Annotated in this window: 26 protein-coding genes and 2 tRNA genes; 14 read left to right on the forward strand and 14 right to left on the reverse strand. The window is 65.8% G+C overall.

Annotated features, from left to right (window positions below):
• Nucleotides 1–76: 76 nt before the first annotated feature.
• Both FHS75_RS12635 and FHS75_RS12640 read right to left on the reverse strand, forming a co-directional pair.
• Nucleotides 77–934: a phasin family protein gene (locus FHS75_RS12635; RefSeq protein ID WP_179408041.1), complete on the reverse strand. Its 858-nt coding sequence runs from the start codon at nucleotides 932–934 to the stop codon at nucleotides 77–79.
• Between the two features lie 167 nt (nucleotides 935–1,101).
• The gene (locus FHS75_RS12640) at nucleotides 1,102–2,991 is read right to left on the reverse strand and encodes a PHA/PHB synthase family protein (protein ID WP_373285013.1); all 1,890 of its coding nucleotides are present in this window, start codon (nucleotides 2,989–2,991) and stop codon (nucleotides 1,102–1,104) included.
• A gap of 170 nt (nucleotides 2,992–3,161) precedes the next feature.
• On the opposite strand from FHS75_RS12640, the gene FHS75_RS12645 reads away from it, so the two are divergent.
• Entirely contained in the window at nucleotides 3,162–4,361 is a 1,200-nt protein-coding gene (locus FHS75_RS12645) for an LL-diaminopimelate aminotransferase (RefSeq protein WP_179408042.1), read from the forward strand.
• Between the two features lie 65 nt (nucleotides 4,362–4,426).
• Complete coding sequence (locus FHS75_RS17910) at nucleotides 4,427–5,158, forward strand: winged helix-turn-helix domain-containing protein (RefSeq protein WP_229735595.1); 732 nt, start codon at nucleotides 4,427–4,429, stop codon at nucleotides 5,156–5,158.
• Here FHS75_RS17910 and mobA read toward each other — a convergent pair.
• Nucleotides 5,155–5,688 (reverse strand): molybdenum cofactor guanylyltransferase, encoded by a 534-nt coding sequence (gene mobA / locus FHS75_RS12655; protein ID WP_179408043.1) that lies wholly within the window; start codon nucleotides 5,686–5,688, stop codon nucleotides 5,155–5,157. The two genes, FHS75_RS17910 and mobA, sit on opposite strands and share 4 nt — an antisense overlap.
• 116 nt (nucleotides 5,689–5,804) lie before the next feature.
• On the opposite strand from mobA, the gene FHS75_RS12660 reads away from it, so the two are divergent.
• Nucleotides 5,805–5,878: transfer RNA gene (locus FHS75_RS12660), tRNA-Cys, on the forward strand.
• A gap of 18 nt (nucleotides 5,879–5,896) precedes the next feature.
• Here FHS75_RS12660 and FHS75_RS12665 read toward each other — a convergent pair.
• The 3 genes from FHS75_RS12665 to FHS75_RS12675 all read right to left on the reverse strand — a co-directional run bounded on the left by FHS75_RS12665 (nucleotide 5,897) and on the right by FHS75_RS12675 (nucleotide 8,330).
• Entirely contained in the window at nucleotides 5,897–6,859 is a 963-nt protein-coding gene (locus FHS75_RS12665; protein ID WP_179408044.1) for a quinone oxidoreductase family protein, read from the reverse strand.
• 176 nt (nucleotides 6,860–7,035) lie between these two features.
• On the reverse strand, nucleotides 7,036–7,329 hold the full coding sequence (locus FHS75_RS12670; RefSeq protein WP_179408045.1) for a UrcA family protein: 294 nt from the start codon (nucleotides 7,327–7,329) through the stop codon (nucleotides 7,036–7,038).
• A 209-nt stretch (nucleotides 7,330–7,538) separates the two neighbouring features.
• Entirely contained in the window at nucleotides 7,539–8,330 is a 792-nt protein-coding gene (locus FHS75_RS12675; protein WP_229735596.1) for a glucose 1-dehydrogenase, read from the reverse strand.
• Between the two features lie 138 nt (nucleotides 8,331–8,468).
• On the opposite strand from FHS75_RS12675, the gene FHS75_RS12680 reads away from it, so the two are divergent.
• From FHS75_RS12680 to FHS75_RS12690, 3 genes are all read left to right on the forward strand, one after another.
• Nucleotides 8,469–8,544 (forward strand) — tRNA-Thr (locus FHS75_RS12680).
• A gap of 59 nt (nucleotides 8,545–8,603) precedes the next feature.
• Nucleotides 8,604–9,086, forward strand: a complete 483-nt coding sequence (locus FHS75_RS12685) for a TspO/MBR family protein (RefSeq protein ID WP_179408046.1) — start codon at nucleotides 8,604–8,606, stop codon at nucleotides 9,084–9,086.
• The gene (locus tag FHS75_RS12690) at nucleotides 9,086–9,463 is read left to right on the forward strand and encodes a c-type cytochrome (RefSeq protein WP_179408047.1); all 378 of its coding nucleotides are present in this window, start codon (nucleotides 9,086–9,088) and stop codon (nucleotides 9,461–9,463) included. The genes FHS75_RS12685 and FHS75_RS12690 overlap by 1 nt, the downstream gene beginning before the upstream one ends.
• A 6-nt stretch (nucleotides 9,464–9,469) precedes the next feature.
• Here the strand turns inward: FHS75_RS12690 and FHS75_RS12695 are convergent, their stop codons facing one another.
• The gene (locus FHS75_RS12695) at nucleotides 9,470–9,706 is read right to left on the reverse strand and encodes a hypothetical protein (RefSeq protein ID WP_179408048.1); all 237 of its coding nucleotides are present in this window, start codon (nucleotides 9,704–9,706) and stop codon (nucleotides 9,470–9,472) included.
• A 191-nt stretch (nucleotides 9,707–9,897) separates the two neighbouring features.
• Between FHS75_RS12695 and FHS75_RS12700 the strand changes: the two genes are divergently transcribed.
• Entirely contained in the window at nucleotides 9,898–10,164 is a 267-nt protein-coding gene (locus FHS75_RS12700) for a GlsB/YeaQ/YmgE family stress response membrane protein (RefSeq protein WP_179408049.1), read from the forward strand.
• Nucleotides 10,165–10,221: 57 nt separating this feature from the next.
• On the opposite strand, the gene FHS75_RS12705 is transcribed toward FHS75_RS12700, so the two are convergent.
• From FHS75_RS12705 to FHS75_RS12720, 4 genes are read right to left on the reverse strand one after another with little or no spacing between them, the layout of a single operon-like run.
• Entirely contained in the window at nucleotides 10,222–10,767 is a 546-nt protein-coding gene (locus FHS75_RS12705; RefSeq protein WP_179408050.1) for a VOC family protein, read from the reverse strand.
• 52 nt (nucleotides 10,768–10,819) lie between these two features.
• Complete coding sequence (locus tag FHS75_RS12710) at nucleotides 10,820–12,010, reverse strand: NHL repeat-containing protein (RefSeq protein ID WP_179408051.1); 1,191 nt, start codon at nucleotides 12,008–12,010, stop codon at nucleotides 10,820–10,822.
• A gap of 25 nt (nucleotides 12,011–12,035) precedes the next feature.
• Nucleotides 12,036–13,166 carry a pyridoxal phosphate-dependent aminotransferase gene (locus FHS75_RS12715; RefSeq protein WP_179408052.1) on the reverse strand — a complete coding sequence of 377 codons (1,131 nt, stop codon included), beginning with the start codon at nucleotides 13,164–13,166 and terminating at the stop codon, nucleotides 12,036–12,038.
• A gap of 19 nt (nucleotides 13,167–13,185) precedes the next feature.
• Complete coding sequence (locus FHS75_RS12720) at nucleotides 13,186–14,010, reverse strand: sulfite exporter TauE/SafE family protein (RefSeq protein ID WP_179408053.1); 825 nt, start codon at nucleotides 14,008–14,010, stop codon at nucleotides 13,186–13,188.
• A 164-nt stretch (nucleotides 14,011–14,174) separates the two neighbouring features.
• Between FHS75_RS12720 and FHS75_RS12725 the strand changes: the two genes are divergently transcribed.
• Complete coding sequence (locus FHS75_RS12725) at nucleotides 14,175–14,615, forward strand: hypothetical protein (RefSeq protein ID WP_179408054.1); 441 nt, start codon at nucleotides 14,175–14,177, stop codon at nucleotides 14,613–14,615.
• A 3-nt stretch (nucleotides 14,616–14,618) separates the two neighbouring features.
• Here the strand turns inward: FHS75_RS12725 and rpoN are convergent, their stop codons facing one another.
• Together rpoN and lptB are read right to left on the reverse strand one after the other, a co-directional pair.
• On the reverse strand, nucleotides 14,619–16,121 hold the full coding sequence (rpoN, locus tag FHS75_RS12730; protein ID WP_179408055.1) for an RNA polymerase factor sigma-54: 1,503 nt from the start codon (nucleotides 16,119–16,121) through the stop codon (nucleotides 14,619–14,621).
• Between the two features lie 26 nt (nucleotides 16,122–16,147).
• Complete coding sequence (lptB, locus tag FHS75_RS12735; protein ID WP_179408056.1) at nucleotides 16,148–16,942, reverse strand: LPS export ABC transporter ATP-binding protein; 795 nt, start codon at nucleotides 16,940–16,942, stop codon at nucleotides 16,148–16,150.
• 198 nt (nucleotides 16,943–17,140) lie between these two features.
• Here lptB and FHS75_RS12740 point away from each other — a divergent pair, with 198 nt between their 5' ends.
• From FHS75_RS12740 to FHS75_RS12750, 3 genes are all read left to right on the forward strand, one after another.
• Nucleotides 17,141–17,521 carry a hypothetical protein gene (locus tag FHS75_RS12740; protein WP_179408057.1) on the forward strand — a complete coding sequence of 127 codons (381 nt, stop codon included), beginning with the start codon at nucleotides 17,141–17,143 and terminating at the stop codon, nucleotides 17,519–17,521.
• A gap of 107 nt (nucleotides 17,522–17,628) precedes the next feature.
• The gene (locus tag FHS75_RS12745; protein ID WP_179408058.1) at nucleotides 17,629–18,975 is read left to right on the forward strand and encodes a TldD/PmbA family protein; all 1,347 of its coding nucleotides are present in this window, start codon (nucleotides 17,629–17,631) and stop codon (nucleotides 18,973–18,975) included.
• 12 nt (nucleotides 18,976–18,987) lie between these two features.
• Entirely contained in the window at nucleotides 18,988–20,400 is a 1,413-nt protein-coding gene (locus FHS75_RS12750; RefSeq protein WP_229735598.1) for a mechanosensitive ion channel family protein, read from the forward strand.
• A gap of 12 nt (nucleotides 20,401–20,412) precedes the next feature.
• Here FHS75_RS12750 and ppa read toward each other — a convergent pair whose 3' ends face one another.
• The gene (gene ppa / locus FHS75_RS12755) at nucleotides 20,413–20,952 is read right to left on the reverse strand and encodes an inorganic diphosphatase (protein WP_179408059.1); all 540 of its coding nucleotides are present in this window, start codon (nucleotides 20,950–20,952) and stop codon (nucleotides 20,413–20,415) included.
• Nucleotides 20,953–21,096: 144 nt separating this feature from the next.
• Here ppa and hisS point away from each other — a divergent pair, with 144 nt between their 5' ends.
• Genes hisS through prmC form a run of 3 tightly spaced genes read left to right on the forward strand, consistent with a single transcriptional unit; the run spans nucleotide 21,097 to nucleotide 24,262 of the window.
• Complete coding sequence (gene hisS, locus FHS75_RS12760; RefSeq protein ID WP_179408060.1) at nucleotides 21,097–22,356, forward strand: histidine--tRNA ligase; 1,260 nt, start codon at nucleotides 21,097–21,099, stop codon at nucleotides 22,354–22,356.
• The gene (gene prfA / locus FHS75_RS12765; RefSeq protein ID WP_179408061.1) at nucleotides 22,357–23,427 is read left to right on the forward strand and encodes a peptide chain release factor 1; all 1,071 of its coding nucleotides are present in this window, start codon (nucleotides 22,357–22,359) and stop codon (nucleotides 23,425–23,427) included. It abuts the gene before it with no gap.
• Nucleotides 23,420–24,262, forward strand: a complete 843-nt coding sequence (prmC, locus tag FHS75_RS12770; RefSeq protein WP_179408062.1) for a peptide chain release factor N(5)-glutamine methyltransferase — start codon at nucleotides 23,420–23,422, stop codon at nucleotides 24,260–24,262. Before prfA ends, prmC begins: the two co-directional genes overlap by 8 nt.
• Nucleotides 24,263–24,476: the final 214 nt, after the last annotated feature.

Consider the following 24,476-nt stretch of genomic DNA (forward strand, 5'->3'; position numbering starts at 1 on the left):
GCCGGACGGCAATGCCGCCCGGCCCGTGCTTGTCTGCCGGTCGCCGCAGTCATGGACGCGGCGACTATCGGGCGTTTCAGGCCGCGGTGCGGACCTTCTCGACCGCGAGGCTGACGCGGCTGGAGATCGGCGCCATGGTCTCGTTGACGAGCTTGAGCATCGCTTCGCTGTTGGCCGAGCTATAGGCAACGGCCTGGTCGAAGTTGCGCTTCATGATGTCGCTCTGGATCTTCATGAAGTCGGAGGGAGTCTTGGCCGAAGCCATTTCCTTGACGTCCGAGCTCATCGTTTCGAAAGCGGTGCGGCTTTCGGCGACGAGGTTGGTGCCCATGTCCTGCATGCCGGCGGCGAAGATCTTGCCCGATTCGACCATGGCTTCGACGTTGCCCTTGGCAAACTCGGTGTAGTCGCCGAGCATCGCGCTGCTCTTCTCGAAAGCTTCCTGCGCCTTCGACTGGGCTTCGGTCATGACTTTGCTCATGTTTTCGGAAAACTGCGGTGCCATCTGCATAGTGGTATCCTTAAGCGTGAAGTTGAACGGGGTTTTCGATGCGGTAACGGACTTCGGTGCCGGGGCCGTACTCTTGGCCGGCTCGACCTTCTTCTGAGGCGCGGGCGCGGCAGCGGGCTTTTCCGCAGCAACCGGTTTCGCGCTGGCCGCCGGCTTCGCAGCCGGGGTTTTCCTGGCCGGCTTGGCCGGAGCCTTGCGAGGCTTCGCAGCCTTCGGCGCCGCTTTGGCGCGGGCCGCGGGCTTCGCGGGAGCCTTGGCCGCCGCCTTCTTGGCAGCAGGCTTGGCCGCTGCCTTGGCAGGCTCGGCAGGCTTCGCTTCCGGCTCGGCCGTCTTCTCGACCGGCGTATCGGATGCAGCTTCCGAAGCTGCAGCGTATGCCTTCTCTGCCGAAGCTTCGGCCTTGTTGTCGTCTTTCTCGGCCATTCCCGAATGCCCTTTCGAAACTGCTTGAGCGTCAAGGGGCGAAAACACGTCTCACCCCGTATGCTGCAGTGCAATATAAGGCATGCCGGATGCGGGGTCAACCACTTTTTGTGCAGTGCAACAAAAGTGAAAAAGAAGCCACGCCGCAGTCGCGGGAATAGAGGTCCTCAGCGCGTCTTGACGTAGCGCCCCGGAGCGTCCTCGACCACCTTGTCGCCGCGCCCGCCAGGCTTGCGCTTGCCCCTGGCGTTCACTTCCGCCGGATCGTGGTCGCGCAGCCATGCCTCCCAGTGCGGCCACCAGCTGCCGGGATACTCGGTAGCGCCGGCGATGAAGTCGTCGAGCGAATCCGGGTTCGCGTCATTGACCCAGTACTGGTATTTCCCGGCGGCGGGCGGATTGACCACTCCCGCGATATGGCCGGACCCGGCCAGCAGGAAGGTCCACGGGCCGGAGAGGTACCGTGTCAGCTTCCACACGCTTTCGACCGGCGCGATATGGTCCTCGCGCCCGGCCTGGATGTAGCATGGCGTCTCGATCCGCCTGAGGTCGAGCGGCACGCCGCAGGCCTTCAGCGAATCGGGCACGACGAGCCGGTTGTCGCGGTAGAGATCGCGCAGGTACCTGCGGTGCCACTTGGCGGGCAGGTTGGTGACGTCGCCGTTCCAGTGCAGCAGGTCGAACGCGGTGGGCTCCTCGCCCATCAGGTAGTTCTTCGAGACGTAGTTCCAGAGAAGCTCGTTGCCGCGAAGCAGGTTGAACGTCGCGGCAAGATAGCGACCGTCGACGTAGCCGTCCTGCGCGAGCTGGCCGATCACTTCGATCGAGGCGTCGTCCACGAAGTTCTTGAGGTCGCCGGCATGCTCGAAATCGACCTGCGCGGTGAAGAAGGTCGCGCTCCTGACCTTGTCCGCCTCGCCCTTGCGGGCAAGGACGGCCAGAGTCGCGGCGAGCGTGGTTCCCGCCACGCAATAGCCGATCGTGTGCGCGGAGGGGACCTTCAGGCGTTCGCAGACCTTGTCGATCGCCTCGATCTGGGCGGCGATGTAATCGTCCCATTCGAGGTCCGCCATGCTCGCATCCGCCGACTTCCAGGAGACCATGAAAACGGTCAGCCCCTGATCGACGGCCCATTTGACGAAGCTTTTCCTGGGGACGAGATCGAGGATGTAGAACCGGTTGATCCACGGCGGAAAGATGACGAGCGGCGCCTCGAGCACCTTCTCCGTCGTCGGCGCGTACTGGATGAGCTGGAACAGCGGCGTCTCGTAAACCACCTTGCCGGGGGTCGCGGCGAGGTCCTTGCCCAGTTCGAAGGCCCTGGGATCCGAATGCGTCAGCTGGCCGCGCGTCAGGTCCGAAAGCAGGTTTTCAAGGCCCTTGACCAAGCTTTCGCCCTTCGTCTCGCGCACCCGCTCGAGGGCCACGGGATTGGTCAGCGGGAAGTTCGACGGGCTCAGCGCATCGAGCAGCATGCGTGTCGCGAAGACCATCTGCCGCTTCCTGGCAGGTTCGATCCCGTCGAGGTTCTCGGCGATCTGCTCGATGTTCTCGCTCAGCATCAGGTAAGCCTGGTGGACAATCGCGAAGAACGGATTTTCGCTCCAGCGCGGGTCCGAAAAGCGACGGTCCTTGCGCGGCAGCTCGGGCGCTTCGCCCCCCTTCTCCTCGGCGCGCGGGCCGATGCCGTACTGGCCGAGCACGGTCTCGAACAGCGCGAGCCCGTCCTCCCAGAGCTTCTTCTGCGTGTCGGGGTCGGACAGCGGCATCTGGCCGTACCAGCTGCTGTAGGTCGCGAACCATTTCGCCGGATCGGCATAGGGCGTCGGAGCCGCGCCGACCTTGCGCGCCTGCTCGGACTGGAAATCGATCAGCAGCTTCTGGAGCTTCTTGCCGGCCTCCGCCCACTGCGCGGCGTCGTCGGTATCCGGGACCGGGATTTCCGTGCCGGGCAGCAGCGCTTCCATCATCTGCCTCGTCGCATCCGACTGGCTCTTCAAGAGCCCCGTGAAAGCGTCGATCACCTCGTCGGGCTGCTGCTTGGGACGGTCTGCCATGTCGCTACATCTCCTAAGGCCCGATCGCGATCGCCGTACGGGCGGGCTGCGCGGCCTCGTGCTCGGCGGGCATCCTAGACCCGCACATCGCCCGTTTGCCAGACTCTCTTTATCGATTACAGGGGGCGCCGTGCGGCAATCTGGCCGCGCAACAGCAATGTCGAGAGGTCATGGAAGACGAGTTCTACCGCATCAAGCGCCTGCCGCCCTATGTCATCGCCGAAGTCAACGCGATGCGCCACGCGGCACGCCAGGCGGGTCGGGACATCATCGACCTCGGCATGGGCAACCCCGACCTGCCGCCGCCGCCGCACGTGATCGAGAAGCTGTGCGAAGTTGCGCAGAAGCCCGACGCGCATGGCTATTCGCAGTCGAAAGGCATCCCCGGCCTCAGGCGCGCGCAGGCGAACTACTACGGCCGCCGGTTCAACGTCGATCTCGATCCCGAAAGCGAAGTCGTCGTGACGATGGGGTCGAAGGAGGGCCTGGCGAGCCTTGCCACGGCGATCACCGCACCCGGCGATGTCGTGCTGGCCCCGAATCCCAGCTACCCGATCCACACCTTCGGCTTCATCATTGCCGGAGCGACCATCCGCTCGGTGCCGACGACGCCCGACGAGCACTACTGGGAATCGCTCGACCGCGCGGTGGCCTTCACGGTGCCGCGTCCATCGGTCCTGATCGTGAACTTCCCGTCGAACCCCACCGCCGAGACGGTCGACCTTGCCTTCTACGAACGGCTCGTCGCCTGGGCCAGGGAGAACCGGGTCTGGGTGCTTTCGGACCTCGCCTACTCCGAACTCTATTATGACGGATGCCCGACCCGCTCGATCCTCGAGGTTCCGGGGGCGAAGGACGTCGCGGTGGAATTCACCAGCATGTCAAAGACCTATTCGATGGCAGGCTGGCGCATTGGCTTTGCGGTAGGCAACCGCCGGATGATCTCCGCGCTGACGCGAGTGAAGAGCTATCTCGATTATGGCGCCTTCACCCCGGTACAGGCCGCCGCCTGCGCCGCGCTGAACGGTCCGCAGGACATCGTCGAGAAGAACCGGCAACTCTACCAGAAGCGGCGCGACGTGATGGTCGAGGCCTTCGGTCGCGCAGGGTGGGACATTCCCGCGCCCAAGGCATCGATGTTCGCCTGGGCGCCGCTGCCACCCGCCCTCAGGGAGATGGGAAGCCTCGAGTTCTCCAAGGAACTGCTGACCGAGGCCGAGGTCGCGGTCGCGCCTGGCGTCGGCTACGGCGAGGACGGCGAAGGCTTCGTGCGCATTGCGATGGTGGAGAACGAGCAGCGCCTCAGGCAGGCCGCGCGCAACGTCAAGCGCTACCTGGCCAGCAAGGGAGTGAACACCTCGCGGGACTGAGGTGACAAATCGTTTTGGAAGCGGCAACTTGAGCGTGTTTTCGGGCGGACGGGAAGACGATCCAATTGCGCCTTTTTCGCTGGCTGTCTCCGGGCGGGATTCCTGACTGCTACGACCTGCGCACCTGCGGCTGGAAACTCGAGCAGCGGCCCGGCCTGGCCCGCGCGGTTCCAGCACTGGCGCAGTTCGGAAACATCCCGCCGGCGCGTTGGATCGGGATCCTTGCTATGGCGAACGAGGCGCGACGCCATTCGATCATGCTCCTCGGCGTGCGAAGCGCGGCAGAGCGGGCAAGGATGCTCAGGCTCGGCTTCGGCGAAGTCGTCGGCGAGGCCATCGCCCTTCCCGAACTGGAAGCACGCGCGATGCGTCTGGGCGAAGCGATGGCGATGCTGCCTCCCCGCCGCACGATCGGCCCGCTGATGCTCGACCTGATGGCGCGCGAGGCGTTCCTGGACGATCGTCCGCTCGCCCTGCATCCGCGCGAATTCGAATTGCTCTGGCGATTGGGCGAGGAAGCGGGCGGCGCGGTCTCGAGGTCTGCGCTGCTCAGGGACGTATGGCGCCTCGAATTCGTGCCGGAGACCAACAGCCTTGCCGTCCACGTCTCGCGCTTGCGGTCCAAGCTCGAGGCGGTCGGCCTCGGAGCGATGGTGGAAACCGTTCCCGGCGGATATGCCGTTCGTCCTGCCTTCGAAAACAGTCGCGAGAGTGCGGTGCCGCTTTCCCGCGCAGGCGATCCGGGCGACCATTTGATTTCCGCGCCGATCGTCCGCGAGGGTCGCCGGATTGATTAGGTGCCGTCGCTCCGGCGTGAGAGCGCGGCGAGATCTGCGGGTGTGTTGACGTTCGCAACGGCTGCACCTTCCACCAGCCGCGCGTCGACCAGTTCGGCGAAACGCAGCATCGAATGACGCTCGCCGGGATCGGACAGCAGCGCCTCCACTACGGAGACGGCATCGACCGGCCAGAGGCCGATGACAGGCTGGCTGGCGAAGCATGCGGGTGCGGGTCCGAGGGCTTCCGGCAGGTTTTCGGGAAGCCCGACCGAATCGACCCCGCAGGTCAGAACCAGATCGTATCCCTCGTCCCGCGCAAGCCGCAGCGCCGCCGCAATGCCGGCCAGCGGCCCCATGTCGGGGCGGGGCCAGTCGGGAATGGTCGGTGCCGGGGCGGTCGGGCGCCCGGCCACGACGACATATTCGCACCAGCCCGAAAGCGCGTCGACGGCGCGGGCCAGCAGCGTGTGCCCCTCGTGCTCGGCCAGCGCCTTGTCGCTGCCGAAGCGTGTCGAGCCACCGCCTGCGAGGACCGCTCCCAACATCATGCCACAACCTCGCCCGGCATCGTCCGGGGGCACGGGTTTGCGGCAAGCCGCCGAATCCGATTGCGCGGGCCACAAACCATTGTTAGGGCCGCCTTCCCACGCGAATACGCCCGGACGGCCCGATGGCGGAGTGGTGACGCAGCGGACTGCAAATCCGTATACGCCGGTTCGATTCCGGCTCGGGCCTCCATCCTGTTCGTCCGGCAGCTCAAGGCTTCATCAGCACCCTGCCGAAGGGATGGCCCTCGGCGACGAAGGTATGCGCCTCGCGCACCTGCGAGAGCGGGAACTCGCGTTCGACCGGCATCTGCAGCTCGCCCGAGGCGACCTTGGACGTGAGATCTGCCAGCATGTCGCGCACCCGCGTCGTGTGCATGTCGCGACCGAACGATATGCCGTTCACGCGCATCGCCTTCCTGATGAGCTCGAAGAAGTTGAAGGTCGGCAACGTGCCCTCGGCGGCGCCGATCACCTGGTACCGGCCATGCGGTCGCAGCGCTTCGACCAGCTTGTCCTTGCCGCGCCCGCCCGCGAGGTCGAGCACCATGTCGACGCCCTTGCCGCCCGTGATCTCCCTGCAGCGTTCGGCGATGTCCTCGCTCGTATAGTCGATGCCGTGGTGGAGGCCGAAGGGCTCGATGCGCGCGAGGCGGTCCTTGCCCGATGCCGTGCCGATGACCGTCGCGCCCGCCTTCGCGGCAAGCTGCACCGCCGAAAGCCCGACACCGCCTGCAGCGCCCTGCACCAGCACGGTCTCGCCCGGCGCGACGTCGCCGTACTCGAACAGCGAATCGTGCGCGGTGCCGAACGGCACGGGGATCGTCGATGCCAGCCGCAGGTCGATGCCATCGGGCACGGCGTAGGCATAGTGCTCGGGAACCGCGAACAGTTCGGCGTGGCTGCCGTTCCAGTCGAACGCCATGACCCTGTCGCCCACGGCGAAGCGCGAAACTTCCGCACCGACCGCCTCGACGATGCCCGCCGCCTGATACCCCGGCACGAAAGGCTTCGTCCTCGGCGGAACGTGAATGCGGTTGAGCAGGTCGCCGCCCTCGATCGAGATCCACTCGACCCGCACGAGCACGGTCTTCGCGCCGACTTCCGGATCGGGCAGGTCTCCGTACTCGAGCACTTCGGGGCCGCCGTTCTCGGTATACCAGGCTGCTTTCATCGGGTCTTTCCGCCTCTCGTTCCGGATGGGACTTTGCGGCACCGGGCGGTGCCGATCGGGAACGCATACGACAGCGCGGACTGCTGCGGGTCAACCACCAATGCAACGAGGCGGACCGCTGGGGGAGCGGTCCGCCTCATGCTGCGGCGGTCACTTCGGGGGAAAGTGGCGGGAGATCAGCCGCCGCGGCGAACGTTGTCGATAACCTGCGCCATCTGGCTCTTGGCCTTGATCGAGGCGGCCTTGTAGCACTTCACCGATTCGGCAGAACGAAGGCGCGATCCGATGCGGGGCTCGTCGTAGCGGCAGGCCTCGCGAGCTGCGTCGTCCATGCGCTTTTCCAGTTCGACCTGGCCGGATACCGAGTTGAGGTCGAGATCGTCGTAGCGCACTTCGACGTCCTTGGCGAAGGCGGTGCCGGTGGTGAGAGCCATGCCCAGGGCGGCGGCGATTGCGAAAGTGGTCTTCATGGTGTCTTCCTCCTCATCTTGCGTTGGTGGCCGTCTTGGCCGTTGCGATGAGTGTGTTCTGACAGGAACGGTCGCCGGTCTCACCTCGTCTTCGATTGCCGCGCGATTACGCTCGACCGGCGCTGGTCGTTTCTGACGAACGACTTCGAACCTCGACGAACGACTTACCCGATACGACGAGCGTCGAGCCGATTACTGTGCGCGGAGGACTAGAGCGACGAACCGCCGTCGACGACGAATTCCGCCCCGGTCGCGAAGGCCGATTCGTCGCTGGCAAGGTAGAGGCAGATCGCCGCGATCTCGTCCGGCTTGCCGATCCGACCGACCGGGTGACCCCGCACCCATTCGTCGAACAGCGCCTCGGGCTCGTCGGACTGGGCCATGACCTTGTCGAGTATCGGTGTGTGAATCACCCCGGGGTGCACCGAATTGCAACGCATGCCGTAACCCTGGCGCGCATAGTGAAGCGCGATCGATTTCGTCATGTGCGCAACACCCGCCTTCGCTGCGTTGTAGCCCGCCAGGTAGTGCGAGGCCTTGATGCTGGCCATCGAGGCGATGTTGATCACCGAACCGCCGGTTCGCTTCATCAGCGGAATGACGTGCTTGCAGCCGAGGAATACGCCGACGAGATCGATGTCGAGCATGTGTCGGAACGCCTCGACATCAAGGTCCTCGACCGAACCGACCGTGGTGATCCCTGCGCAGTTGACGAGGACGTCGACCCGCCCGTGACGCTCACCGACCGCGCCGAAAGCGTCGATCCAGTCCTGCTCCTTCGTGACGTCGAGACCGAGCGCGCTGGCCGCCGCGCCGATTTCGGTGGCCAGCGTGCCTGCCCCCTCCTCGTCGATGTCGGCGAGCACCACCGTGGCGCCCTCCGCTGCGAAGCCCTTGGCAATCGCGGCGCCGAGTCCTGATGCCGCCCCTGTCACCAGTGCCGTCTTGCCTTCGATCCTGCCCGCCACGTTCGCATTCTCCTCGTTGAGCCCGGACGGCACTCAAGCCGTTCGCCCGCACGGGAACCACCTGCCCAAAACGCCAGTCCTCGCCGGATCGCGCGCACCGCGGCCGCGCCTCACCAAACCCCTTGCACCGGTGCCCGCCCGCCGGTAAAGGCCGCCACCTGCCCGGCGCAGGCCGCTTTAGCTCAGTTGGTAGAGCATCGCATTCGTAATGCGGGGGTCACAGGTTCGAGTCCTGTAAGCGGCACCATTTGCATCCCGTCATCATGTGAATTGCTTCGCGCACCTGCGGCCCCTAGGCTGCAGGCCATGAGTTTCGAGGTCATCTTCGCCATCGCATGGGCTGTCATTCTCGCCGGCGGGGGCGGGCTGCTGACGACGATCGACGAGTGGTACCACGACCTCGAGAAGCCGCGGTGGCAGCCGCCGGACTGGCTGTTCGGTCCGGCGTGGACGATCATCCTCGGCCTGGCCGCGTGGGCTTTCGTGCTGGCGTGGCGTGGCACTGTCAGCGAAAACGACCGGCAACTGCTGCTGACGCTCTACGGCGCGAACTTCGTCTTCCACTTCCTGTGGTCGCCGCTGTTCTTCAAGGCGCGGCGACCGGACTGGGCGCTTCTGGAAGTACCGTTCCTGTGGGTCTCGGTCCTGGCGATGTGCATCGGTATTCGGCAGTGGTCGGAGCTCGCCAGCTGGCTGATCGTGCCTTATCTGGCGTGGGTGAGTTTCGCCTCGATCCTCAACGCGCAGATCGTCCGGCTTAACAAGCCGTTTGCAAGGACGAGACCGTGATGCGGCGCGGCATCCGCCCGATGCGGTCGCCGGGCACGGCATTGCCCGCGCTTGCGCTCCTGTCTGCGTGCGCATCGCCGCCGGGAACCGTATCCACCGCTCACGAGGCGGAGCAGATAACGTCCCGGGCAGCGCAGGGACTTTCGTTTGCGCGCGAGCGCTGCGCGACCTGCCATGCGATCGAGCCGCTGCGCATCTCGCCCAACCCCGAGGCTCCGGCCTTTTCATCGATCGCCGGACGGGAGGGGCTGACCTACGAAACCCTGCAGGCGTTCCTCCAGGATTCGCACAACTATCCGGTCGCGATGGATTTCACCCTCGCCCCAGACCATGCCGAGGACCTGGCAGCCTACCTGCTGACATTGCGGGCCGACTGAGCGCGCTCAGCGCTTCCACAGCCAGTAGAGGATCGCGAGATTGACGAGCGGCGCCCCGACGCCGAGCGCGACCGAGACCAGGCCGAGCCTGTCTCCGATGATGTTCCACGGAAAACCGAGCGGCATCAGGAAGACACCGGCCAGCGGATCCTGCGCCTGTCCGAACCAGCCGAAGGTGCCGATCAGGAACAGCGCGAGCGCGAATACGTAAAGAGCAAAGAATCCCCAGAAGACCCACTTCATCGCGACAAGCCCCTTTGCTCGCAACACCCCTCACGACGCTAGGCCAAAGCCCGAATGCAATCAAATCGCGGAAGCCAACCTCGTCGCCGATATGTCATTCGCAAGAAATAACATTGCCCCGCGCATCCTGGTCGGGCACAAATTGGCTCGGAGGACGTTTACTAGCGGTCAGGCCTTAAGAGGAGGAACTTATGGGTTGGATTATTGCATTGATCGTAGGCGGTGTCGCCGGCTGGCTGGCCAGCATGGTCATGAACCGCGATGCCTCGATGGGAATTTTCTGGAATATCGTTGTCGGCTGCATCGGCTCGCTGATCGGCAACGCCGTCGCCGGACCGCTTCTCGGTATCAGCGGAAGCGTTCAGGAATTCTCTATCACCGGGCTCATCATCGCCTTCGTAGGCGCCGTGATCCTGCTCGGCATCGTGAACCTCGTCCAGCGCAAGCGCATTCGCTGACAGCCTGGAACAACGGACAGCAAGCTCCCGCCAGCTGCGAAGCCGGCGGGAGTTTTCTTATGGAGTGACCTCGGCGCCGGGCATCGGCCGCAGCAGGTCGTTTCCGTCCCAGCCTTTCGCCGCTTCGCGCACGAGCGAGAAAATGCCGAGGACGTCCTCGCGCCCCTCGATCATTTCGATGACCATGCCGTACTCCTTCCGGCAATCGACGTAAGAGAACGGGGTTCCGCCGGCCGACGTCGCAGTCGCAAGGGCGACCGGGTTGCCCAGCCGGGCCTCCGCTTCCTTCAGGTCGTCGACGACGACGCCGTAGTGGTGGAGTACGCAGCCGCCGGTCATCGCATGGCTGTAGGCCGAAGGCTTGTCGCTGTGCGGGCGGATGAATTCGATCTGCATCGGACCAAGCTGACCGACGACGAGGTCCATCGGCAGGTCCTGTGGTTCGCCGAGGTAGGTCCATTCGGGAAATTTCACGCCGGCAAGCATGAAAAACGGCCCCGCCCCCCATTCGCGATGCCATTTGGCGACGGCCGCCTCGATATCGTCGGTTACGTAGCAGATCTGGTCGATGTGGCCGATACCGGGCTGATCGTTGTTTCGCATGGTCTCTCCCGCTTTCCATCTGGCTTGAGCCAGCTTTCGCGCACACGTTATCCTATTGAGTGGATTCGTCCATCCCCGTCAGCACGAAGCGCTGCACGCGGCGGCCGGTGCCCACCTCGGTCGTGTACAGATTGCCCTCGGAATCGACATCGACGCTGTGCAGCCAGATGAACTGGCCGGGGTACCGCCCGTTGCGCCCGAACGAGCCGAGGATCTCGTGCGTTTCGCGAAGGAGGATCCAGACCTTTCCATTCATCATGTCGGCGACGTAGACGTACTTGCCGTCGGGTGAGAACGCCACGTCGGAGGCCGACCGCGTGCCGCCGGTCGACGGCGCGATCACGATGTCGCGCACGAACCGCACGCCTTCCGGCGTCTCCCGAAACAGTTGCAGGCGGTTGTTCCGCCGGTCGCACACGTACACGGTCTTGTCCGGCCCGCGCACGACGCAATGGACGATATCGCCGAAGCTGGTCGACTCAGGATCGGCGCCGCCGTCGCCGGTGGATGTCGCCTGGCTCTGGTCGAAGGCGCCCTCGCGCACCGGGGCTCGCGGTTCCGATCCGTATGCGCCCCAGGTCCGGACGAACGCCAGCGTGTCCTCGTCGAATTCGGCGATACGCTTGTTGATGTAGCCGTCGGCGACAAGGACGCTTTCGCCATCGTCGGAGATGTCGGCGGGGTTGCCGAGGCTGCGCTCGCTCATGTTACCCTCGGTCCGGCCGCGAACGCCGATCTGGCGGATGAATTCACCCCCGGCGGTAAAATTCAGGACGACGTGATCGTCGTCGCCGTTGCCGCCGATCCAGACCGTTTCTTCGTCGTCGACGTAGAGGCCGTGGACATTTGCCGGCCACTGGTTCTGCCCGTCGATTTCGGGTGCGAGCTCCGGGCCGCCCCAGGCAGAGATGAGGTTGCCGTCGCGATCAAAGCGCAGCACGTGCGGAGCGGGCCGGCAGCACGCGATGGTGATCGGCGGGTCGGCGGCAAGTCCCGTCGCCGTCGGATGGAGCGAATTCGGGCGGTGCAGGATCCAGACGGTATCCTGAGAATCGACGGCAAGGCCCGGGACCTGCCCGATGATCTGGTCGGGCGGCAGTTTCGGCCACGATGCGTCCGCCTTGAACACGGGAAGCGCATGGCCTTCCTTCAGCCGTTCGCGCTCCACGTCGACGAGTACATCGGCGAAAGCGGGAACGGGCGCGATTGCCAGCAGCGAGGCGAGCAGGAGGCTAGTTTTCATACGGGCAGGGTTACTCCGTCGAGCGTCAGGTCCTTAGGCCATCGATAACCTGCGGAAGCGCATCGGCATAGCGCCTTACGTCCTCGATATAGCCGGTGCTGACGCGCGAATGCCGCGTCCACTTTCCATACGCGCCGCGAATATGGATGCCACGGGCTGCCATTGCCGCGCGCACTGCCTCGGCATCAGGCACCTCGACGTAGACGAAGTTGGTCTGCGACGGCAGCGCGCGAAGCCCGCTTGCTGCCACGGCGGCAAGGATCATCTCCCGGCCTTCGCGAATGCGGGACAGCGAATGATACAGGAAAGCCTTATCGTCGTAGCTGGCGATCGCGGCGGCAAGCCCCGCCGAGTTTCCGCCGAAGCTCATCAGGCAGTTCCGGATGCGTTCGGCATTAAGCTCGCTCGTGATCGCGTACCCAACCCGCATCCCGGCCATCCCGTATATCTTCGAGAAGGTGCGACAGACGATCACGTCCTCGCCCGCCCGCACGAGGTCGACCATCGAATTGGCGGCAGGATCGTCGGTCAGTTCGTTATACGCCTCGTCGACAAGCAGCGTCGCCTGCGGTGTAACCCTGGCGGCGAAAGCGCGCATATCGGCGGCGTCGGTCAGCATGCCCGTCGGGTTGTTGGGGTTGCAGACATGGACGAGCGCGGTTCGTTCTTCGACGGCCGCGGCCATAGCGTCGAGATCCACGCCCATATGGGGGGCGAGCGGCACGCGGACGACCGTTGCGCCGAGGCGCTCGCCGTACTGAACGGTCGTATCCCAGAACAGGCCGGGGCAAAGGATCGATCCCTTGCGCCCCCAGGCGAGGGCGATGGCGGAGAGGATCTCGGTCGATCCCTCGCCCAGCACCACTTGCCTGGCAGAGACGCGGTGCCGCTCGGCGATCATCGCGGCGAGCCGGTCGAGACTGCGGTCGGCATAATAGCAACCCTGACCCGCGGTATCGGCAATGGCCCTGAGTGCCTCAGGCGCGGGACCATAGGGGTTCTCGTTGCGGTTTAGCTGCGCGATGCCGTGCGGCGGCCCGAAGTTCGCCGCGTCGCTCCACGATGCCTTCTCGGCGGCGGCGAGCCGTCCGGCCAGCGATAGAGCGCCGGCAGTCGCTGCGGTGCCGGACAGGAAGTGGCGACGATCAAGTGGCATCGGTTTTCCCCTTGGTGGTTCAGATCACTCCGGATTTCGCGATCATCGTCGCCCCCACGACGACGAGGTAGATTCCGAACACGCGCTTCAGCAGCGCCGGGCTGAGCCGGTGCGCCGCCGCCACGCCGAGCGGCGCGAAGAGTATGGCGGTGACGATCACCGCGAGGGCCGCGGGCAGATTGACATAGCCGAGCGATCCGAACGGCAGCCCCTGCTCGCCAAGCCCGATGACGACGAAGCCGATCACGCCGGGTACCGCGATCAGCGCGCCCATGCCCGACGCGGTGCCGATCGCGCGGTGGATCGGAGAGCCGCACATCGTCATCACCATCGTGGTGATCGTGCCCCCGCCGATGCCCAGCATGGCCGAGAAGAGGCCGAGGCCTCCCGCCAGCCCGGCGCGAACAGCACCGCCGGGCATCTCGGTCGCGACCGGCTTCACCTCGAAGCCCGGCATCAGGAAATGGATCGCCATGAGAAGCACTCCCGCCCCGAACACGCTGGCCAGCATCGCACTGGAAATCAGGTCGGCGATGGCGGCACCGCCGACGGTTCCGAGCACAACCCACGGTGCCCACGAGCGCAGCACCGAGGCGTCCACGGCCTCGCGCCGGGCATGAGCTAGGACCGAACGGAGCGAAGTGAAGATGATTGTCGCAAGCGAGGTGCCGACCGCAAGGTGGGCCAGCTGCTCGGACGGTGCGCCGATCAGCGGCAGCACCAGCATCAGCGCCGGTACGACCACGAAACCGCCGCCTATCCCGAACATCCCGCCCGCGAACCCGGCCCCTGCCCCGGCGGCAAGGAGCGCTGCGACGACGAGCGGAAGCGAAGTGTCCGGCATTGCGGGCATCACCCTATGACAACTTTCGGCTTTCGCGAACCGAAATGTTGCGGTGCAGCGACGAAGATCGGATCGTCGCGTCCGCGGCCTTGACCGTCGCCTCCCGCTTGCCCCGCCCTAGCCGTGCAGGCATTGCGAAGCCGGATCGCTAAAGGGAATTTGGAATGAAGCGGATCGATATCGAACCGGGATCGAGAAACGCCAGGATCGAAGGCGACGAGGCTACGCGCGTCGTCGGCACGAACGCGGACGAGACGGTGACGGTCGCGGCATCGGCGCACGGTGAATTCGATCCCTCGTTCAACCGCGGCGGCGACGAAATCGTGCTGGAGGGCGAGGCGGCCAGTTACGAAGGCCGCGTTGAAGGTTCGAACCTCGTCCTCGACAGCGCATCCGGCGGCGAAGTCAGCATCCCGTTCGGATCCTCCGGAACGCTACTGACTTTCGACGACGGTTCGCGGATCCTGCGGTTCGATGGCGAGGGCGTAAACCTGGGCAGCCAGCAAATGTCGGGCTTTCCCGCCGTTCTCGATTCGCTGGACGCGGCCCCGCCCTTGTCCTCAAGCGATATCCTGCTCGGATCGAATTCGACCGATTTCGGCTGAGGCCTAGCGGACCCCGGCCAGCGCCTTCTGCCGACGACGCTGGACTGAACTGCCGAGCCCGATCGCCTCGCGGTACTTGGCGACGGTTCGCCGCGCCAGGTCGAAGCCGCGCTCCTTCAGCATCTTGACGAGCGCATCGTCTGACAGGATCGCATCCGGCGCCTCGGCATCGATGAGCTGCCTGATCGCAGCCTTGACCGCTTCGGCGGATGCCGCGCCGTCGCCGCCCGACGACGCAACGCCCGAGGTGAAGAAGTACTTCAGCTCGAACGTCCCGCGCTCGCAGTTGAGGTACTTGTTCGAGGTGACGCGGCTGACCGTCGATTCGTGCATCTCGATCGCTTCCGCCACTGCCCGCAACGTCAGTGGCTTCAGGTGCGCGACGCCGTGCCGGAAGAAGCCATCCTGCTGGCGGACGATCTCGGTCGCGACCTTCAGGATCGTCTTCTGGCGCTGGTCGAGCGCCTTGATCAGCCAGTTCGCGTCCGCGAGCCTTTCGGAGAGCCACCCGCGCGACGACTTGTCGGCGCACGATCCCTTCAGTTCGACGTAGTAGCCGCGATTGACGATCAGCCGAGGCAGCGTCTCCTGGTTGAGCGCGATGTCCCAGCCGCCGTCGCTGCGCTGCTTCAGCAGGATGTCGGGCGTGACCGGCGCGCTCTCGCCCCCGCCATGGCGCAGGCCGGGCTTGGGATCGTACCCGCGCAGTTCCTGCAGCATGTCGGCGAAATCCTCGTCGTCGACGTCGCACATTCGCTTGAGCCGCGCGAACTCGCCGCGCGCGACGAGGTCGAGGTTCTCGATCAATCGCGCCATGCACGGATCGTAACGGTCGGCTTCCTGCGCCTGAAGCGCAAGGCACTCGGACAGTGACCGGGCGCCGACCCCTGTCGGATCGAGGCACTGCACGACGCGCAGGCCGGCCTCCACCTCGGCTTCCTCGATGCCGAGGTCTCCGGCGATGTCGGAGAGCGGCTGGGCAAGGTATCCCGCATCGTCGAGCTGCCCGATGATGAACGCCGCGACAGCGCGGGTGCGCATGTCCGCGCAGGCCGGCCCGAGCTGGGCCTCGAGATGTTCGGCAAGTGTTTCGCCGCCACTGCCGCGTTCCTCGATAGACGGACCGTCCTCGCCGTATCCGCCGGCCGCCACGATCGCTCCGCCCCAGTCACCTTGCGCCGCACCGTCGCCAGTATCGCGGTCGCGGTCGAGCGTCGCGGGATCGATGTCGAGCGGCTTGTCGTCGCCGCCCCGCCCTTCTCCCAGAAGCTGGTCGACCGGGGAATTCTCGAGCGTCGTCCGGCGTGCCTCGTCGCCCTCCCCCCGCGCATCGTCGGGCGTGTCGGCGGCGCCCAGTTCGAGCAACGGATTGGCGTCGAGCGCCTCGCCGATGAAAGTCTCGACCTCTAGATTTGACAGAGCCAGCAGCTTGATCGCCTGCTGCAGCTGCGGCGTCATCACCAGCGACTGGGTCTGCCTCAGGTCAAGGCGGGGGCCCAACGCCATGGCTCAGGCCTGCAGGCGGTCCCGCCTCACAGCGTGAACCCTTCACCGAGGTAGAGGCGGCGCACGTTCTCGTCCGCGACGAGGTCCGCCGGACTGCCCGCGAACAGCACCTGGCCGCCGTAGATGATGCAGGCGCGATCGACGATATCGAGCGTCTCGCGCACGTTGTGGTCGGTAATCAGCACGCCGATCCCGCGCGTCTTGAGGTCCTTCACGAGGTCGCGGATGTCGGCGATCGAAAGCGGGTCGATGCCGGCGAACGGCTCGTCGAGCAGCATGATCGAGGGCTTGGCGGCGAGCGCGCGCGCGATTTCGGCACGCCGCCGCTCGCCGCCCGAAAGTGCCATCGCCGGGCTCGCCCGCAAGCGGGTCAGCCCGAACTCGTCGAGGAGCCGTTCCAGTTCGGCTTCGCGCGTCGCCGAATCGGGCTCGTTGAGTTCAAGCACCGCACCGATGTTCTGTTCGACGGTGAGCCCGCGAAAGATCGAGGTTTCCTGCGGCAGGTAACCTAGCCCCAGGATCGCCCGGCGGTACATCGGCAGCCGGGTGATATCGATCCCGTCGAGAAGTATGCGGCCCGCATCCGGGCGCACGAGGCCCATGATCGAATAGAAGCAAGTGGTCTTGCCCGCGCCGTTCGGTCCGAGCAGTCCGAGCACTTCGCCCTTTGCGACCGAGAGCGAAATATCCGTAAGGACCGCCCGCTTGTCGTAGCTCTTTGCGATCGAGACGACTTCGAGCCCGGCCTCCGGCAGCGGCGGTGCGGCTTCGGCAGCGATCGCCTCGGGATCGGGCTCGGGCAGGCGTGTGGCGTCTGTCATCTGCCGCGCGGTTTACGCATCGGGGCCGGACGGGGCAAGACGCCAATTCTCCTGGAACGGATCGTTTGGCAAGATTCGTGCATGACCTGCATGGTCCGACCGTGGGGTGCGCCGGCTTGCAATTTGCTTAATCACCTTGCAGCGAATATGAACTATTGTTCTAAGGGAGACCACGGAGAGGAACGTGAAGGAATCCGCATGAACAAGGTATCGCAACGCGAAGACGCGACCGGCCGCACCGGCACTCGCCGCCTCGACTGGCGACGCAAGATGAGCGACAATATCGCCTACGGCCTGCTCGTCTACACCGCGTTGCAGATTTTCGTGACCGTTCACGCGCTCAAGACCGAAGGCGGCTCTCTGCTGCCCTATTTCGCCCTCGTCGTGCTGGTCGCCGGCATCATCCCGGCCTGCCGCTGGTTCGAAAAGCGCTGGAACCGGCTGAGCGACGACGAGGCGTCGGACCCGGCGCTCTCGTCCTATTTTCGCCGCGACCAGATCGCGGTGTGGCTGCTCGCCATCGGCCTGCCTTTCCTGTTCACCGCCCTGTTCAAGGGGCTTGCCGTCCTGTTCGCCTGATCCCGGCGACGCACCCGGCGTTGCCCCACGCTTCTTCAATGCCTAGATCGTCTCGCGAACGGTCTTGATGCGGCTGCGCGGCTCTCGCGCGGCGACGGGAGTACTCTATGCTCAGCCTCGATGATGCGCGCGAACGCGCGGCCTCGCTCGTCAAGCGCGCGCAGCGCGCCGGTGCCGACGCCGCCGACGCAGTGTACCAGGGCGATGCGGCAGAGAGCATCCAGATCCGGCTTGGCAAGCTCGAGGATGTCGAGCGTTCGGAGGGCGAGCATGTTTCGCTGCGCGTCTTTGTCGGCCAGCGCTCGGCCAGCATCGGCACGTCGGACCTGACCGACGCCGCGCTCGACGAACTGGCCGAACGGGCGGTCGCCATGGCGCGGGCGACACCGGTCGATACCTACGCCGGACTGGCTCCCGAAGAACTGCTCCTGCAGGGCGCGCCCCCCGAACTGGACCTCAGCGACCCCGGCGAACCTTCGCCCGAGACCTTGCGCGAAATGGCGGAGGCCTGCGAGGACGCGGCCCGCGCGGTTGCGGGCGTGACCAATTCCGAAGGCGGCGCGGCAAGCAGCGGGCGCGGCCGCGTGGCGCTGGCGACGAGCCACGGCTTCTGCAGCGGGTACGAGACGACGAGCCGCTCGCTCAGCGCATCGGTGGTCGCCGGCTCCGGCACGCGGATGCAGCGCGATTATGCCTGGCGGCGCGCGCGGCACGGTGCGGACCTGCTTTCGCCTGCCGAAATCGGCGAACTGGCCGGACGGCGCGCAGTGGCGCGGCTCGACCCGGGACGGCTCAAAAGCGGTCCGATGCCAGTGGTCCTCGACCCGCGCGTCGGCGGGACGATCATCGGGCACCTCGTAGGCGCGATGTCGGGCCTTTCGGCAGCGCGTCGCTCGACGTTCCTGCTCGATCGGCTCGAAGAGACACTTTTCGACACTTCGGTGGTGGTTGCCGACGAACCGCACCGCAAGCGCGGATTGCGGTCGCGTCCGTTCGATGGCGAGGGCCTCCCTACGACTGAGCGCAACCTGGTCGAGAACGGACGCGTGACCGGCTGGCTCATGGACAGCGCCGCCGCGAGGCAGCTGAACCTCCAGCCCACCGGCCACGCCGCCCGTGGCGGAAACGGCGCGCCCTCGGTTTCGGCGAGCAACGTCCATCTCGCCGCCGGGACGGCATCGCCCGCCGCACTGATGTCCGACATCGCAGACGGTGTCTATGTCTCCGAACTGTTCGGACACGGCGTCAACGGCGTGACCGGCGATTACAGCCGCGGGGCCTCGGGCTACCGCATCCGCAACGGCGAGATAGCGGAACCGGTCGCCGAATTCACGATCGCGGGCAACCTGCTCGGGATGTTCGGGGGGCTGACCCCCGCCGACGACCTCGAATGGCACCGCGCGATCAACGTCCCGACATTCCGCATCGACGGCATGACCGTCGCCGGAGACTGATCGCGACGGGCGATGCACGGAACCGGCCATTCAGCCAACCGTTCCGCACAGATGACCTGCATCTCGCGCTTGTGGCTGTGCCGGATCTGCGCCCTGCTCGCCCTGGCCGCATTCACGCCGGCCGTTTCCGCCCCGGTCCTGAACGAAGCGCCCGAACCGTCAGCCGCGCCGACGATCGCGGCCAGCGTCGCCGCCGGCGACGACGCGCAGATCGCCGAGCGGATACGCGGCATCTTCGCCGAGATCGAGAGCCTGCAGGACATCAGGGTTCGGGTTTCTTCGGGAGTCGTCACCCTTGCCGGCGCGGTACCCGGCGACGACATCGACCGGGCGGAAGCCATTGCCTCGCGCGTCACGGGCGTCGTGACGGTCCAGAACCAGCTTGAGCGCGACGTGGAGGTCGGTCGCAACCTCGACCCCGCGATCGGCGGGCTTTCGGAACGCTTCAACGGCGCCGTGCGCGCATTGCCCCTCGTCGCGGTCGCGATCCTGGTAGCGCTGGTCATAGCCGCATTCGGCTACCTCGTCGCCCGGTTGCCATGGTGGCGGCGGCTGAGCCCCAATGCATTCCTCACCGACCTTATCGGGACCGCGATCAGGACGCTCTTCATCGGCATCGGTATCGTCATCGCGCTCGACATCCTGGGAGCGACCGCCTTGCTGGGAGCAGTCCTGGGCGGCGCGGGCGTGATCGGCATCGCGCTCGGCTTCGCGATGCGCGACACGGTCGAGAACTACGTCGCATCGCTGATGCTGTCGGTGCGCCAGCCGTTCCGCGCGAACGACCATGTCGTGATCGACGAACTGGAAGGCCGCGTGATCCGCCTGACCAGCCGCGCGACGATCCTGATGACGCTGGACGGCAATCATTTGCGTATCCCGAACAGCACGGTCTTCAAGGCGGTCATCCTGAACTACACACGAAACCCGCAGCGGCGCTTCGAGTTCGATCTCGGCATCGATGCCGAGGATGATCCTAACGCGGCGCGCCACCTCGGTGTCGAAGTCCTGGGCAGCCTCGACTACGTGCTCGACGATCCGCCGCCGCTTGCCGTCGTGCAGGAAGTCGGCGATTCGAACATCGTCATTCGCTTCATGGGCTGGATCGACCAGCGAGACGCAGACTTCCTGAAGGCCAGGAGTCGGGCGATCCCGGCGGTGAAGTCGGCGCTCGAAGAAGCCGGGTTCGCGCTTCCCGAGCCGATCTACAGGCTCCGTTTCGACAGCGGTGCGGCGTTACCGCTCGAAACGCACGAAGCATCGGGCAAACCGCAGGCGGAGCCGCGCAAGCGCAAATCGGCACCGGTCGATGCCCCGAGAGACGTCGAGCCGGCCGACGAAATCGCCGCGATGGTCGAACGCGAGCGCCGGGCCGGAGCCGGGCGGGAAAAGGACCTGCTCGACCATGACCGGCCCGTCGAATAGCACTCGAAAGGCTCAGGCCGCGGCCTTGTCCTTCGCGCGGTCGATTGCCTCCACGACGATCCGGCGCGCCTCGTCCGCACCGCCCCAGGTGCCGATACGCACCCACTTCTCGTCCTCGAGATCCTTGTAGTGCGTGAAGAAGTGCTCGATCTGCTTGAACACGATTTCGGGCAGGTCGCCCTTCTCGCTCACCTTGGTGTAGTACGGGAACGTCGAATCCACCGGCACGCAGACCAGCTTTTCGTCGCCGCCATGCTCGTCCTCCAGGTTGAGGACCGCGATCGGGCGGGCGCGGACGACCGAACCCGGAACGAACGAGGAGCGGGCCACGACCAGCGCATCGAGCGGGTCGCCGTCGGGCGAGAGCGTATGCGGTACGAAGCCGTAGTTCGCCGGGTAGCGCATCGGGGTGTGCAGGATGCGATCGACGAAAAGCGCGCCCGACTCCTTGTCGAACTCGTACTTCACCGGCTCGCCGCCCACCGGTACCTCGATAATGACGTTCAGGCTCTCGGGAGGATTGTCGCCGATGGCGATCTTGTCGATACGCATGGTATGCCTTTGCATTGGGCACCCGGGGGATGCCTGATTGAAGGATCGCGCGCGCTTTAACCCCGGCAATGCTGCACCGCAACAGGAAGCTCCGCCGTTCGCCGCTCTTTTCCCGCGCCCGCAATGGGGCTAAGCGCGCCGGCCATGAGCAAGCCCGACAAGACACCCCAGGCAATCCGCGGAACGCAGGACATCTTCGGCGTCGAAGCAGAGGCCTTCGCACACGTCGTCGAGACATTCGAACGCGTACGACACCTGTATCGTTTCCGGCGCGTGGAAATGCCGGTGTTCGAAAAGACCGCCGTGTTCTCCCGATCGCTGGGCGAGACGACCGACGTCGTTTCCAAGGAAATGTACTCTTTCGAGGATCGCGGAGGCGAATCGCTGACGCTTCGGCCCGAGTTCACCGCCGGGATCGCGCGCGCCTTCCTGACCGGCGGCTGGCAACAGCACGCACCGCTCAAGGTGGCAACGCATGGCCCGCTGTTCCGCTACGAGCGCCCGCAGAAGGGCCGCTATCGCCAGTTCCACCAGATCGACGCCGAGATCATCGGCGCATCCGAACCGCAGGCCGACATCGAACTGCTCGTCATGGCGGACCAGATCCTGAACGAACTGGGCATCGCTGACGGCGTGACGCTCCAGCTCAACACGCTCGGCGATGCGGAAAGCCGCGAGGCTTGGCGCGCGGCGCTGGTCGAATACTTCTCCGCGCACCGCAGCGATCTGTCGGAGGATTCGCAGGACCGGCTCGATCGCAACCCCTTGCGCATCCTCGATTCGAAAGACCCGCGCGACAGGGCCTTCACCGCCGAGGCGCCGAAGATCGACGATTTCCTGTCGGGCGAGGCGCAGGACTTCTTCAGCAAGGTCACCGAAGGGCTCGACGCCGCCGGCGTCGCCTGGACGCGGATGGAATCGCTGGTGCGCGGGCTCGACTATTATCGCCACACCGCCTTCGAATTCGTCACCGACCGCCTCGGTGCTCAGGGCACCGTTCTGGGCGGAGGGCGTTACGATGGCCTGATCGAAGCGCTCGGCGGACCGCACACGCCTGCTGTCGGCTGGGCCGCCGGGATCGAGCGGCTGGCGATGCTGGTAAACGACGCCGGCATCGGGGTCGAACAGCGCCTCGAAATCGCGATCGCGGCAGAGAACCCTGACAGAGAAGCCGAAGCCGGAGCATTGGCCACAGCCATGCGGCGCGCGGGCTTTGCTACTGAGTTGTTCGCAACCGGCAGTCCCCGCAAGCGATACGACAAGGCAAAGAAGGCGGAACCGGCTGTATTGATCTCTCTGGATGTCAGAGAGGGCGTGCCAACCCACTCGTCGTCACTTCTTGACGAGAACTTCGGACGCGCAGACGAGGCTGCTCGGGTGTTCGATAGCTACAAGTTGACCTGAATGAACGTCTCCGACGAACGGCTTGACCAGATCGCGCACCGCTTCGCCGAGCTCGAGGCGCGGCTTGCCTCGGGAACGCTCGAGGGGGACGAGTTCGTTGCGGCCAGCCGCGACTATGCCGAGCTGGAGCCGGTTGCGCGAACCGCCGCCGAAGTGCGCGAAATGCGCGGCGAACTGGAAGCACTCGGCGCGATGCAGGACAGCGACCCGGAGATGCGCAAGCTGGCCGAGGAAGAGATCGCCCGCATCCGCGAAACTCTCCCCACCGCCGAAGAACGGCTCGCCATCGCGATGCTGCCGCGCGATGCCGCCGACGCGCGCCCCGCGATGCTCGAAATCCGCGCCGGCACCGGCGGCGACGAGGCCGCGCTGTTCGCATCCGACCTGTTCCGCATGTACGAACGCTTCGCCGCCGATCAGGGCTGGCGGGTGGAGGTGATCAGCGCCAGTGCTTCTGATATCGGCGGCTTCAAGGAGATCGTCGCGAACGTCTCGGGCCAGGGCGTCTTCGCCAGGCTCAAGTTCGAAAGCGGCGTGCACCGGGTTCAGCGCGTGCCCGTCACCGAAAGCGGCGGACGCATCCATACGAGCGCCGCGACCGTCGCCGTGCTTCCCGAACCAGACGAGGTCGATGTGCAGATCGACGACCAGGACCTGAAGATCGACATCTACCGGGCCTCTGGCGCGGGCGGGCAGCACGTCAACACGACCGATTCCGCCGTGCGCATCACGCACTTGCCCTCGGGCATCGTCGTCACCCAGCAGGACGAACGGTCGCAGCACAAGAACAAGTCCAAGGCCATGCAGGTCCTGCGCGCACGCCTTTACGAGAAGATGCGCGACGAGGCGCACGGCGCCGAGGCTGAGGCGCGCAAGGCGATGGTAGGTTCGGGCGACCGGTCGGAGCGCATTCGCACCTACAATTTCCCGCAGGGCCGGGTGACCGACCATCGCATCAACCTGACGCTGCATCGGCTGCCCGAGATCCTCGAGGGCCCGGGCCTGTCCGAACTCGTCGACGCGCTGACCGCCGAGGACCAGGCCAAGCGCCTCGCCGCGATGGATGGCTGACCGCACGGTAGCGACCGCGCTGCGCGACGCCGCCCTGCAACTGGGCGCAACCTGCGACACCGCGCGGCTCGATGCGGAACTGCTGATGGCGCACGCGCTGGGCGTTTCGCGCTCCGAGTTGCTCCTGCGCCATGTCCGGGAAGACGAGCCGCCCGGCTTCGCCGCGCTGGTCGAGCGGCGGCTTGGGCACGAGCCGGTTGCGTACATCGTCGGTCGGCAGGAATTCTACGGCCTTCCGTTCGAGGTCGCACGCGGCGTACTGATCCCGCGCGCTGACAGCGAAACGCTGGTCGAGGCGGCGCTGGCTGCCCGGCCGGATGCCAAACGCGTCCTCGATTGCGGCACCGGGTCGGGCGCGCTGCTGCTTGCCGTCCTAGCGAACCTGCCGGAAGCGGCGGGCGTCGGTATCGATCGCAGCGCGGATGCCCTTGCGATCGCGAAGCGCAACGCCGTGACGCTCGGACTGGCCGACAGGGCGCACTTCGTGCAGGCTGACTGGGAGGCAGCCGGATGGCGGCAGACCATCGGCGGCCCCTTCGACCTCGTCCTGGCCAATCCGCCCTACGTCGAAAGCGACGCCGACCTTGCGCGCTCGGTACGCGATCATGAGCCGGCGGAGGCCTTGTTTGCCGGACCGGAAGGCCTGGACGCCTACCGCGCCCTCGTCCCGCAGGTTCCTGGCCTGCTCGCGGCGGCGGGCCGCGCTTTCTTCGAGATCGGCGCTGCGCAGGCAACGCACGTCGGCAGGATCGCCGCCGATTCGGGACTTGACTGGCAAATCCATCGCGACCTCGGGGGACGCGACCGCGTCATCGAACTTTCGCACGCGGATTAAGTTTTTGCTTGGCAATCCGCTTTATCGTCCCTAAGCCTAAGGAGAAGCCAGCAGATGGATGGAATTTTTCCCATCGGGCGGCTTTCACTCCAGCATTTGCAGGCGGTCGTGGAAACCATCCGCGTACCCGACGCAGGTGTAGGGCCATGACGTGGGTGTGGCGTCGTGGCGGAGTGACATGCGACATGCCGCCGGAATGAACCGGCCGGGCAGT

The organism is Novosphingobium marinum (assembly GCF_013408095.1).
GTDB classification, from domain to species: Bacteria; Pseudomonadota; Alphaproteobacteria; order Sphingomonadales; family Sphingomonadaceae; genus Novosphingobium; species Novosphingobium marinum.